Here is a 12518-nt window from a genome sequence, read left to right as displayed (position 1 = left end):
TCACCGCTCTCCCAGGAGGCCCTTCAGCACTTCCAGAGCCTTTGCCACCTGGGCATCGACCTTGTTGCCCTCCAGCGGCGCCAGGGGCATTTCGCCCTGGGGGAGGGCCACCTCGATATCGGGCTTGAAGCCTACTTTGTGGATGGAGGTGCCGCCGGGCGTGTAGTATTTGGCCACCGTCACCCGCACCCCGGATCCGTCGGGCAGGGGGAACAGGTGCTGCACCGAACCCTTGCCGAAGGTCTTGGTGCCCACCAGCTTGCCCACGCCGTAGTCCCGCACGGCACCCGCCACGATCTCGGAAGCACTGGCCGTATAACCGTCGACCAGCAGCACCAGGGGCTTCCCCAGGCCGGGCCCCTCAGTACGGTACTCTTCCTTACGACCGTCCCGTCCCACCACCGAGACCACCACACCGCGCGGTACCAGCAGGCCCGAGATCTTCACCGCCTGGTCGAGCGCTCCCCCGCCGTTGTGGCGCAGGTCCAGGATGAGGGCGCGCATACCCTGCTTCTGCAGCGAGTCCAGGGCGGCAAGGGTCTGATCGTAGGCGTTCTCGTTGAAGCTGGTCAGTTGAATGTACCCGATGCCCCCCGGCAGGACCCCCGCCGCTTCCACCGCCGGGACCTGGATGCTGGCCCGCACCAGATCGAAATCAAGCACCTGCACGGAACCGTCGGCGTCTCTCTCGACGGTTAGCTTGACGCGGGTACCGGGTTGGCCGCGCACCAGGTTGGCCACGTCATCGGCGGTGAGACCGGCGGTATCGCGGTCGTCGACCTTGATGATGCGATCACCAGGCCGCAGCCCGGCCTTGTGAGCAGGCGTGCCCGGGAAGGGACGCACCACCTCCACCACGCCATCGCGGTCGATGATGGTCATGCCCACCCCGGCGTACCGCCCCCCGATATCGATCATCCACTCATCGTAAGCTTCTTTGGTCAGGTAGTTGGAGTGAGGATCCCCGAGGGCCCGCACTATGCCCTCGTAAGCACCTTCAACCAGTTTGTCGACGTCAACGGGCCCGTCGACGTACTGCTCCTGGACGAGCCGGATAATGGTCCAGAGCTTGCTTATGCGCGGATCGGCGCCGGACGCCAGGCCGGGGGTGCCGGAGCCGAAAACGGCGTAAGTGACCAGGCTGGAGAGGATGACCAGGAGGATGGCGCCCAGCAGCACCCGCTGGGTCTGCCGCCGCCGCCGCCGGGCCAACCCTTCCACGATTTTCTGTCGCGATACCGTCGCCCTGTGTTCCATGGGCCACTCTCCTCGCGGGGACAAAAAGATGGGGCCGGTAGCACCCGGCCCTAGTTTAGCATATGACCGACCTGTGCTCAACACGCGAGAAGACCCGCGACCGATCGCTAGTAACGCACCCAGCGCAGGGGGTCGGCGGGCTTACCGGAAACGCGCACCTCGAAATGCAGGTGCGGTCCGGTCGCCAGCCCCGTGTCCCCCACCCTTCCGATCGCCTGCCCCTTGCTCACCATCTGCCCCGGGGAAACCAGGATCTCGGACATGTGGGCGTACAGGGTGGAAATCCCGCCCCCGTGGTCGATGGTCACCGCCTTTCCATATCCCCCCAGCCAGCCCGCCGTCATCACCCGCCCCGACTCCGCTGCCACGATGGAGCGTCCCGAGGGCGCCCCGATGTCGATCCCGGTGTGCATCCTCCACTTGCGGATGATCGGGTGGAACCGGTTGCCGAACCGGGAAGTCAGCTTTCCCTCCACGGGCCGGATCATGTGCAGGTCGCGTTTGCCCAGCCCGTACTGGGCCTGGATGGCGGCGATCTCCTTTTCCAGCTGGCGAGACAGGGCCTCCAGCTCGTCCAGGGCGCGCTCGTACTCGTCGGCCCGGTTCTGGATGGTCGCCAGCAGCTTCTGGCGGCTGGCGCTCTGGGCCCGCACGGCGGCTTCCTTCTCCTGAGTGCGGGCATGCAGGTCCTGCAACTGGGCCTGCAGGTTCTCCAGGCGTCCTTTCTTGGCCGCCACCTGGTCACGGAGCTGCTGCACGCTGACCATGACCTCCACATCCCTGGTCGTGATCAACTGCAGGAACTGTACTCGCGTGAGGAAATCGGAGAAGCTGGTGGCGCCCAGCAGGACCTCCAGGTAACTCACGGGCCCCGACTCATAGAGCGCCCGCAGTCGCCGTCCCAGCAAGTCCGTGCGCCACTCCAGCTCCTTCTGGGTCCGTTCCAGCTCGGCCCGGGTCTGGTCGAGTTGCTGGCCGGTCACCTTGAGCCGGTTCTGCAGGTAGGCCAGGTCCTTGCGGGTCTGGTCGAGCTGCCGCTCGAGCCGCAGGAGCTCGTTGCGCACCGCCTTCTCCTGCCCCCGGGACTGGGTGAGCAGGCGCTCGTACTCGGCAATCTTCCGCTCGATCTCCTTCAGCCGCTGCTGCAGTTCGGCTTCCTTCTTCTGCAGCTCTGCCTCGCTGGCGGCAGCCGCCCGAGGGGGTGGCCACCCGGCCGCCCACACGCTTCCCAGCAGCAACAGCGCCAGGCAGCCCGCTATGTACCCCCGCGCCCGCCGGGCGAAGGTCGATCTCGACCATCCCATTCGTCGCTTCACCAGCAACCACATCACTCCGATCACCGCTCCGTCTCTCCCCATCGGAACGCCCGTACCCGCACCCCGATCCGCCGCGCCGGTCAAACATGCAGGAAGCGGCGGAGGGAAACCGCGCTCCCCAGGCTGCCCACCAGTGCCCCCAGGCCCAGCACGGGCCACGCCAGGGACCGCAGCACCTTTTCGGGGGCGATCAGAGGCAGGAAGGGTAGCGTGCGGGCCGCCACGCCCGCCGCCCACCAGTACGCCCCCGCCAGGGCCCCCACCGCCAGCGCGGCTCCGGCCACGCCCAGGGCCAGACCCTCGAGTACGAAGGGCCAGCGTATGAACCAGTCGGTGGCACCCACCAGCTTCATGATGGCCACCTCCCGGCGCCGCGCGAACACAGTAAGCCTGACGGCATTCGAGATGACCACCGTGGACCCCAGCACCAGGAAGACCGCCACCGCAAGCCCCAGGCCACGTATCACTGCCGTCAGGCGAAAGAGCCGGTCCACCGTGTCGTGCTTGTAATCCACCTGCGCCACCCCGGGCAGGGCGGCGATGGCTTCGGCCACCGGCCTCACCAGTTCCGGACGGGCCACCTGTACCTCAAAGGAATCGGGCAGGGGATTGATGTCGTCCACCGCCTCCAGGACGGGCGCTCGCTCGCCGAAGGACTGGCGCATGCGCTCCAGCGCTTCTTCCTTGCTCACGAACCGGACCGCGGTGACCCCCTCGAACTGCTTGATCTGCCCCTCCAGTTGGGCCACATCGGGCCGCCCCGGTTGCCCCTGCCCCTCCGCGCTTCCGGAGGAGCCGGTGCCGCCCCCCGAACCGCCCGGAGAACCGCCGGGAGAACCCCCGGGGGAAGTCCCCCACATGCCCGCACCGCCCTGACCGCCTGCCGGCGTTCCCGTGCCGTCCACCAGGAAGGCCCGGATCTGGACTTCCGACTCCACCTGCGCCATGAGCCGTCCCAGGTTCAGCACCAGGGCCAGGAACAACCCCAGGACGAGGAGGGATACCGCCACCGTGCTCACCGAGGCCACCGCCATCAGCCTGCCGGTGCGGATCCCACCCCACGCCTCTTTGACCAGGTACCCCCAGGTCCTAACCTTCATGCCCGTAGCCACCCCGCAGCTCGTCGCGGACCAGGCGGCCGGCGTCGAGCTCCACCACCCGGCGGCGAGCCACATTCACCAGGTGGCGGGCATGAGTAGCCATGATCACGGTGGTCCCCATGCGGTTGATATCCATGAGCAGGCGCAGGATCTCCAGGGAAGTACGGGGATCCAGATTCCCCGTGGGCTCATCTGCGAGAAGGACGGAAGGGTTGTTCACGATCGCGCGCGCCAATCCCACCCGCTGCTGCTCACCGCCGGAAAGCTCGTCGGGACAGGCGCGGGCCCGGTCGGAGAGGCCGACCAACTCCAGCACCTGGGGTACGCGGCGCCTGATTTCTCGTGGCCCCGCCTCCACCACGCGCATGGCAAAGGCCACGTTGTCGAATACGGTTTTGTTGGGCAGCAGGCGGAAATCCTGAAACACCACCCCAATGGTCCTTCTCAGGTAGCATACCTGAGCCGGCCGCAGGGCGGTGACATCGCGCCCCCCTACCAGAAGTCGCCCCCGGGTGGGGATCTCCTCGCGGTAAACCAGCTTTACGAGCGTGGACTTCCCCGCCCCGCTGGGCCCGACCACGAAGACGAATTCGCCGTTCCCCACCTGCAAGTCGATGTCCCGAAGGGCCGTCACCTGGTTAGGGAAGGTCTTGCTTACCCCGTAGAACTCGATCACCGCCGACACCGTTCCCGTTGAAGCGCCCCGCGGACAACAGAAAGGCCTGTCTCACACAGGCCTTCGACAAAAAGCCGCAAATTCCTTTTCCCCCACAGCCCAGGAAGGAAAAACCAACATCCTCAGCCGCCAGCGCCTTCAGTCGCCAACATGTGTCAGCCGGACGACTCCCCGGCTCTCGTCCTCTCCCGCCGGTGCCTCGGTCCTGGCCGCACTGGCGCTGGAGGTGCTACCCTTTCCGGTCGAGGGCTTTCCGGGCGGCGCGGACCACGTCGTCAGCGGTGAGGCCGTATTCGGCCATCAGCTCGTCGGGTTTGCCCGACTGCCCGAAGCGGTCCCGGATCCCCACCCGCTCCAGGGGCACCGGGTACACTTCTCCCAGCACCGCAGCCACCGCTGCCCCCAGGCCCCCGATCACACTGTGCTCCTCGGCAGTCACCACCGCCCCGCACTCCCGCGCCACCTGGACGACCATCTCCGCATCCAGCGGCTTGATGGTGGACATGTTCACCACGGTGGCGTCCACGCCATCTCGGGCCAGCTCTTCGGCCGCCGCCAGCGCCTGCGCCACCATCACCCCGCAGGCGATGATGGCTACGTCGTGACCCTGGCGCAGGACGCACCCCCTGCCCACCTGGAAGCGGTAGCCGGGGGGTGTCACCACGGGCACGGGCGGTCGTCCCAGCCGCAGGTACCAGGGACCCGGCCGGGCAGCAGCGCTGAACACCGCCTGCCGGGTCTCCGGCCCGTCGGCCGGCACCACCACGGTCATGCCGGGCAGCGCCGACATGAGGGCCACGTCTTCGATGGCCTGGTGGGAGGCTCCGTCCTCGCCCACGGTGATGCCGGCGTGGGACGCGCCGATCTTCACGTTCAATCCCGGATAGCAGATGGATACCCGCAACTGGTCGAAGCAGCGCCCGCTGGCGAAAACGGCGAAGGTAGAGGCGAAGGGAATCTTGCCCGCCGACGCCAGGCCGGCTGCCACCCCCATCATGTTCTGCTCCGCGATCCCCATGTTGAAGTGGCGGTGGGGAAACTCCCGGGCGAACAGGGCCGTGTGGGTGGACTTGGAAAGATCGGCGTCCAGGACCACCACCCGGGGGTCCTGGTGCCCCAGCTCCACCAGGGCCTGCCCGTACGCGGCCCGCGTCGCCTCGCTTGCCGGTGCCGCCCGCGTCGCCCCCCCCGTCGGTGCTGCCCGCGTCGTCTGGCTCACCCTTCTCCCCCCAGTTCCGCCAGTGCCTGCTCCGCCTGGGGCGGCGACGGTGCCTTCCCGTGCCAGTCGACCTGCCCCTCCATGAAAGAGACTCCCCTGCCCTTCACCGTGCGGGCCAGGATGATGGCCGGCCGCCCCCGCACCGTGCGCGCCCAGGCGAGGGCATCCAGGATCTCGGGGAACCGGTGCCCGTCGATCTCCCTAACCTCCCAGCCGAAGCCCCGCCACTTCTCGGCCACCGGCCGCACGCTCATGACCTCATCGTTGGGGCCGTCGATCTGCAGCCCGTTCCAGTCCAGGATGGCAGTGAGGCCGTCCGCCCGGTAATGGGCCGCCGCCATAGCCGCCTCCCACACCTGGCCCTCCTGGATCTCCCCGTCGCCCAAAAGGACGTACACCCGCCAAGCCGCCGCATCCAGGCGGGCCGCCAGGGCCATTCCCAGCCCGATGGAAAGCCCCTGCCCCAGGGAACCGGTGGAAGCTTCCACCCCGGGCGTCTTGCGCATGTCCGGATGCCCCTGCAGGTGAGACCCCAGCCGGCGCAGCGTCCGCAGATCCTCGATGGGAAAGAAGCCCCGCTCGGCCAGCACCGCATACAGGGCCGGACAGGCGTGCCCCTTGGAGAGCACGAAGCGATCGCGCTCGGGCCACTCCGGACGGTTGGGATCCACGTGGAGCACGCGGAAGTACAGGGCCACCAGTATGTCCGCGCAGGAGAGAGAGCCTCCCGGATGCCCCGATCCCGCCTCAGCGACCATCCGCACGATGTGGTGTCTCACCCGGCGGGCAATGCCCTCCAGCTCCCGCTCCTGGACCGCTTCAGTTGTCTCCATGTCTGAGAACCTCCAGCACAAACCTCACCAGCTGCAGCTGCCGTCCCAACCTGCGGGGGCTCTGGCCCAGGCGCCACAGCCACTCCAGCCCGGCCCACCGCAGCAGGGGGGGGGCGCGCCCCACGTCCCCCGACCACACGTCCAGGGCCCCACCCACTCCGATGGCCACCCGCACCCCGCATTCCCGGAGGAAGGCGGCGTGGCGGGCCAGCCACAGTTCCTGGCGGGGGGACCCCATCCCGCACAGGAGCAGCACCGGCCGGGCCGCGGACACCGCCTGCAGCACAGTGGGCTCATCTTCCCGGGTGAAATACCCGTGCCAGGTGCCGGATACCCTCAGGCCGGGCCAGCGCCGGGCCAGGGCCCCCGCGGCCGCCTCTGCCACCGCCCGCCTCCCGGCAGCAGCCCGCCTCCCTGCGGAAGCCGGCCTCCCGGCAAGGGCTGGTTGTCCGGGGGAGGCCGGCCGCCCCCCCAGCAGGAAGACGGGCTGCCCGGTGCCAGCACAGTGCTCCAGCAGCCGCTCGGCCAGCTCGATGCCGGCCACCCTGCCCGGCAGCGGCCGCCCCAGGCGGCGGGAAGCCCACACCACCCCCACCCCGTCCGCCACCACCAGGTCGGCCCGCTCGATGGCGCGGGCGAGCTCGGGCAGCCGCTGCGCCTTCATAACGGTTTCCGGATTGGCGGTAACCACGAGGTGCAGGCCGCCTCCTTCTCCCAGCCAGTGCAAGGCCAGGGAGAAGGCATCCTCGGGCGAGACAGGATCAAACCCCACGCCCAGCACCCTTACCCTCACGCCCAGCACCTTCACCCGCCCGGCCGCTCTCGCGGACCCGGCCTGCAATCCCGTGCCAGACCATTCCCTGCCGCGGCCGGACGCCTGCTCAGGCACCCCGGACGCCCGCCCGGTGGCCCCAGATGCTTGCTGGGGGGCCTCACCGGACGCTGTAGCCACCCCGGACCAGCACCACACAGTCGGTGATGGCCTTGAGCCCACGCCCGTCGCTGCGGGGAACCACCAGCAGGTGGTTGAGGGGCGCTTCCCCTTTGGCGAGATCCCTGCCCACCGTCACGTCGGCCAGGCCCCCCAGGTTGCTGCCCACCACGGTGGCCCTGCCGGCCCGCACGACGATCTCGGTGCCCCCTTCCGCCACCAACTGCTTCCCTTTGGGCAGCTCCACCACCTGCAGGTTCAGAGGCTGCACCCTGGCTGTCACTAACTGATCCACGTAGCCCTTGTCGGCCAGGGCCTGCAGCTTGTCATCCACATAACTCCTGGTCACCAGCGGGTCCTGCTCGGTGCCCGGCTCCGGGGCCTGGGCGCGCGCCTGCCTGCCCCACGCATACCCACCCGCCGCCCCGGCCAGCAGGCAAAACGCCAGGAGGAACCCCAGCACCATCCTGGTCAGCTTCACGGCGTACCTCCCCCGGCTACCAGCACTATTTTCCGGTCCTTAAGGATGATCTGTTCCGGTTTGACCGGCCAGGGCAACTCCCCCACCTCGACGCGGGCTCCGGGGAACCCCAGGAAGCGCAGGGCCATGTCCCGCACCGCCTGGGGCACGGCTTGCCCGGCCACGCTCACTTCCTCCACCCGGAATCCCACACTCCCATCCGGGTTCACCACGGGCACCCCCGCCACCGAGACAGGAGCCTCCTGCCCACCGATCAGCAGGGCGGATACGATCTCCATCCTGCCCTCCGTCACCACCGCCCTGACCCCGGACCCCAGGTGGGACTGGAGAAAGCGGTTCACGCTGTCCTCGGAAACCTCCATCCGCATGCGGGCCTGGCCGGGATCACTCCAGGCCAGGGTGCCCGTCCGCCACAGCCTGGGTACATTCAGGCGGAGCGAGGTCACGGCAGCTTCCAGCCGGTCCAGGTTCAAATCGCCGGCAGCCAGGTTCTCCCCTTCGACCCGCAGGGCGTCTATTCCTCCCGCCATGAGCTTGAGGAAAGGGAAAACCTCCACGTGTACCCTAAGTCCCTGCATACCCAGGCTGCTTTCCAGGGCCGCCTCCACCCGGCGCGCCAGAAAGAGGGGTATCAGCAACTGCCCCAGCACCAGCACCCCCGCCAGAGCTCCGACCGCGGCCAGCATCATCCTGCGCATGGCAATCCTCCCCACAGGTTTTCTCCTGTTAGATTGCCCACGCAGGGGCCGGCCTCTCCGCTCCGCCCGCGGGTGCTACCGGACCGGGCTGCCGCTTTCGCCGGACGGGGCAACGGCTCCTGCAGGCGACCACTCAAGGGCCGCCAACCGGCAACTTGCTGCCCGCGCGGGCGCTGTGAAGGAGGTAAGAGTAGATGAAGTCATCGATTTCTCCATCCAGGACGGCCTGCACGTTGCCCTTCTCATGGCCGGTGCGGTGATCTTTGACCAGGGTATAGGGATCGAGCACGTAGGACCGGATCTGGTTGCCCCAGGCGATCTCCTGGTGGGCGCCCTTGAGGACGGCGATTTCCTTCTGCCTCTCCTGTTCCTTCAGGGCAAGCAGCCTGGACTTGAGTACCCGCATGGCGGTCAGCCGGTTCGCATGCTGCGACCGCTCGTTCTGGCAGGTAACCACGATGCCCGTGGGCAGGTGGGTGATACGCACCGCGGAGTCCGTCTTGTTGACGTGCTGGCCCCCCGCCCCGCTCGACCGGAAAGTGTCGATCCTGAGATCGGCCGGGTCGATCTCCACGTCTTCCTCGGCCTCGATCTCGGGGAGCACCTCCACCAGGGCAAAGGAGGTGTGGCGGCGGGCGCTAGCATCGAAGGGCGAATGGCGCACCAGCCGGTGGACACCCTTCTCGGCCTTCAGATAACCATATGCGAAGGGCCCGCTGACCACCATGGTGGCGTTCTTGATCCCCGCCTCTTCGCCGGGGAGAACGTCCACCACCTGCAGGCGGAAGCCGCGATTCTCCGCCCACCGCGTGTAAAGGCGCAGGAGCATGCTGGCCCAGTCCTGGGCATCGGTGCCCCCGGCGCCCGCATGTATGGACAGGATGGCGTTACGGGCGTCGTAGGCCCCCGCCAGCAGCAGCTCCAGCTGAAGCTGATCCACCCGCTCGGCCAGTCCCAGGGCATCCCGGTAGAGCTGCTGCGCCATGGCCTCGTCCCCGTCGGCCGCGGCCAGATCCAGCAACTCGCCCAGGTCATCGCACTCCCGGCTCATCCCCTCGAACCTCTCCACCACCCCCTGCAGGCTGCCCAGTTCCCTCCCCAGGCTCTGGGCCTGTTCGGGCGCAGCCCACACTTCGGGCTGAGCCAGCTTCTCCTGGATCTGGGCTATGCGGGTCTTCTTACCCGCCAGGTCAAAGGGAATCCCCCATTTCCGCGACCTTCTCCTTCACTTGTGCCAGCACCTTTTCCGTTTCCGCGAACATCCTTTTCTCTCCCTTCATGTTGAGCGCCGGGTCTGCTGTTCCGCCTGCACTCAAGCAGTGCGACCGCAGCATTTCTTGTACTTCTTGCCGCTGCCACAGGGGCAGGGATCGTTCCGCCCCACCTTGCTGGGCAGGTTCCCGGGCGGCAAGCCTCCCCGCCCTGACCCGCCCCGAACGGGAGCCGTCCCACCTCCGACGGACCCGGCGGTGGCGGCATGCCCGCTGCCGGCGGCAGATCTACCGCCGGCCGCCGCGCCACCCACTGCCACGGCTCCGGCCGCCTGCATGGCACGCCTACCGCCGCTCGTCGCACCACCCCCTGCGGCAGCTGCACCGGCAACCCCCACTGCTGCGGCCCCCGCCCGAGCTACCTGCACCTGTTCCAGGCCAGCCCGGAAGAGGATACTCACCACCTGGGAGCGGATGCTGTGGATCATGCCATTGAACATCTCGAACGCTTCCAGCTGGTACTCGATGAGGGGATCCTTCTGGGCATAAGCGCGCAGGCCGATGCCCTCCCGCAGGTCGTCCATGGCCGCCAGGTGGTCCATCCAGTGGTAGTCGACCACCCGCAGCAAGACCAGCCGCTCGAACTCCCGCATGCGCTCCGTCGCCACGGCCTCTTCGATGCGGGCGTAAAGGGCCTCCGCTTCCCCGAGCACGTAATCCACTAACTCTTCCCGGCTACGGCCCTCCAGCTCCAGGCCGGCCAGCCCCAGGCGGGACGCCAGTTGCGCGGCCAGGCCCTCCAGGTCCCATTCCTCCGGATGCACCCGTTCCGGCACGAAAGTGCCGACCAGCTCGTCCACGACCTCGCCCACCATCTCCATGACCTGGTCGCGCAGGTCGACACCCTCCAGCACCTGCCGCCGCTGCCGGTAGATGATCTCCCGCTGCTTGTTCATGACGTCGTCGTACTGCAGCACGCGGCGCCGGATTTCGAAGTTGTGGGCTTCCACCCGCTTCTGGGCGCGCTCTATTGCCCGGGAAATCATAGGATGGTCGATGGCCTCGTCTTCGGGGATGCGCAGTCGATCCATGATGCCCGAGATCATCTCGCCGCCGAAGAGACGCATGAGGTCGTCCTCCAACGACAGGTAGAACCGCGAAGAACCGGGATCCCCCTGCCGTCCCGAGCGCCCGCGCAGCTGGTTGTCGATGCGGCGGGCCTCATGGCGCTCGGTGCCGACGATGTGCAGGCCGCCCAGGTCCACCACGCCTTCGCCCAGGACGATGTCCACACCGCGCCCGGCCATGTTGGTGGCGATGGTGACCTGCCCTTTGTGGCCGGCCCGGGCGATGATTTGGGCTTCCTTCTCGTGATGCTTGGCGTTGAGCACCTGATGGGGGATGCCTCTGCGTTTGAGCATGTCGCTCAGGCGCTCGGACTTCTCGATGGAGATGGTGCCCACCAGCACGGGCTGCCCGCCGCGGTAGCACTCCTCGATCTCGTTGGCCACCGCCTCGAACTTGGCCCGCTCGGTCTTGTACACCACGTCGGCATGGTCGGCGCGGATCATGGGCTTGTGGGTGGGGATGACCACCACATCCATGCCGTAGATCTTGCGGAACTCCTCGGCCTCGGTGAACGCCGTACCCGTCATGCCTGCCAGCTTGCGGTACATGCGGAAGTAGTTCTGCAGCGTGATGCTGGCAATGGTCTGGTTTTCCCGCTGGATGCGCAGGCCTTCCTTGGCCTCGATGGCCTGGTGGAGCCCGTCGGAGTACCGGCGCCCGAACATGAGGCGTCCCGTGAACTCGTCCACGATGATGACCTGGCCGTCCTTGACCACATAGTCCCGGTCCCTCTTCATGAGGGCATGCGCCTTGAGGGCGTTCACCAGGTAATGGGAGAGGTCGGTGCCCTCGGCGTACAGGTTCTTAACCCCGGCCAGCTTCTCGGCTTTGGCCACCCCCTGCTCGGTGGGGGCCACCGAGTGGGCCTTCTCGTCCACCTGGTAGTCCTCGCCCTCCCTGAGGTACCTGACCACGCGGGCGAACCGGTAGTACAGGTCGGAAGGCCGGGGGCCGGGGCCGGAAATGATGAGGGGGGTACGCGCCTCGTCGATGAGGATGCTGTCCACCTCGTCCACGATGGCGTAGTTGAGCGGTCGCTGCACCACCTCGTTGAGGCTGAGCGCCATGTTGTCGCGGAGGTAGTCGAAACCGCACTCGCTGTTGGTGCCGTACGTGATGTCGGCCAGGTAGGCGGCCCGCCGTTCGGCGAAGTCCAGCCCGTGCACCACCACGCCCACGGTGAGACCCAGCATGCGGTAGATGGGACCCATCCACTCGGCGTCGCGCCGGGCCAGGTAGTCGTTGACGGTGACGATGTGCACACCCTCGCCGGGCAGGGCGTTCACATAGGCGGCCAGGGTGGCCACCAGGGTCTTGCCCTCGCCCGTCTTCATCTCGGCGATGTTACCTTCGTGAAGGACAATACCTCCCATGAGCTGCACGTCGAAGTGCCGCAGCCCCAGGCTTCGGCGCGCCGCTTCCCGCACCACGGCAAAGGCCTCAGGCAGGATGTCATCCAGGCCCTCACCGTTGGCCAGGCGCTGCCTGAACTCAGGCGTCCGCCCGGCCAACTCCGGGTCGCTGAGACGCTCCACCTCCGGTTCCAGAGCATTGATGCGGTCGACCAGGCGGCGAAGGCGGCGCAGTTCCCGCTCGTTCGTATTTCCGGTCACCAGTTCGGTCAGGAATTTCACCATACCACACAGATTCTAGCACCGCACCGCCCCC

At 67.7% G+C, this 12518-nt stretch carries 11 protein-coding genes; all 11 read right to left on the bottom strand.

Annotated elements, in window-relative coordinates; all coding sequences use genetic code 11:
- The 11 genes from QME70_06875 to secA all read right to left on the bottom strand — a co-directional run bounded on the left by QME70_06875 (position 1) and on the right by secA (position 12487).
- Complete coding sequence (locus tag QME70_06875; GenBank protein ID MDI6894317.1) at positions 1–1257, bottom strand: S41 family peptidase; 1257 nt, start codon at positions 1255–1257, stop codon at positions 1–3.
- A 107-nt stretch (positions 1258–1364) separates the two neighbouring features.
- On the bottom strand, positions 1365–2597 hold the full coding sequence (locus tag QME70_06870; protein ID MDI6894316.1) for a peptidoglycan DD-metalloendopeptidase family protein: 1233 nt from the start codon (positions 2595–2597) through the stop codon (positions 1365–1367).
- 56 nt (positions 2598–2653) lie between these two features.
- Positions 2654–3673: a permease-like cell division protein FtsX gene (gene ftsX / locus QME70_06865; GenBank protein MDI6894315.1), complete on the bottom strand. Its 1020-nt coding sequence runs from the start codon at positions 3671–3673 to the stop codon at positions 2654–2656.
- Entirely contained in the window at positions 3663–4349 is a 687-nt protein-coding gene (gene ftsE / locus QME70_06860; GenBank protein MDI6894314.1) for a cell division ATP-binding protein FtsE, read from the bottom strand. Before ftsE ends, ftsX begins: the two co-directional genes overlap by 11 nt.
- A 229-nt stretch (positions 4350–4578) precedes the next feature.
- Positions 4579–5568 (bottom strand): transketolase family protein, encoded by a 990-nt coding sequence (locus tag QME70_06855; GenBank protein ID MDI6894313.1) that lies wholly within the window; start codon positions 5566–5568, stop codon positions 4579–4581.
- Complete coding sequence (locus QME70_06850) at positions 5565–6401, bottom strand: transketolase (GenBank protein ID MDI6894312.1); 837 nt, start codon at positions 6399–6401, stop codon at positions 5565–5567. Before QME70_06850 ends, QME70_06855 begins: the two co-directional genes overlap by 4 nt.
- Positions 6388–7194 (bottom strand): WecB/TagA/CpsF family glycosyltransferase, encoded by an 807-nt coding sequence (locus QME70_06845; protein ID MDI6894311.1) that lies wholly within the window; start codon positions 7192–7194, stop codon positions 6388–6390. Before QME70_06845 ends, QME70_06850 begins: the two co-directional genes overlap by 14 nt.
- 139 nt (positions 7195–7333) lie before the next feature.
- Positions 7334–7813: a hypothetical protein gene (locus QME70_06840; protein ID MDI6894310.1), complete on the bottom strand. Its 480-nt coding sequence runs from the start codon at positions 7811–7813 to the stop codon at positions 7334–7336.
- The gene (locus QME70_06835) at positions 7810–8511 is read right to left on the bottom strand and encodes a DUF2993 domain-containing protein (GenBank protein ID MDI6894309.1); all 702 of its coding nucleotides are present in this window, start codon (positions 8509–8511) and stop codon (positions 7810–7812) included. The genes QME70_06840 and QME70_06835 overlap by 4 nt, the downstream gene beginning before the upstream one ends.
- Positions 8512–8644: 133 nt before the next feature.
- Positions 8645–9773 (bottom strand): peptide chain release factor 2 gene (prfB, locus tag QME70_06830; GenBank protein ID MDI6894308.1). Its coding sequence is split into 2 segments (ribosomal slippage): positions 8645–9703 and positions 9705–9773, totalling 1128 coding nucleotides; the frame shifts between segments, so codons are not numbered across the junction.
- 50 nt (positions 9774–9823) lie between these two features.
- Positions 9824–12487, bottom strand: a complete 2664-nt coding sequence (gene secA / locus QME70_06825) for a preprotein translocase subunit SecA (protein ID MDI6894307.1) — start codon at positions 12485–12487, stop codon at positions 9824–9826.
- Positions 12488–12518 lie beyond the last annotated feature (31 nt).

It is taken from the genome of Bacillota bacterium (assembly GCA_030019365.1).
Classification (GTDB): Bacteria; Bacillota; Sulfobacillia; order JACIYH01; family JACIYH01; genus JACIYH01.
The sequence above is the reverse complement of the archived record's forward strand: the minus strand, read 5'-3'. Positions and strand labels throughout refer to the sequence as shown.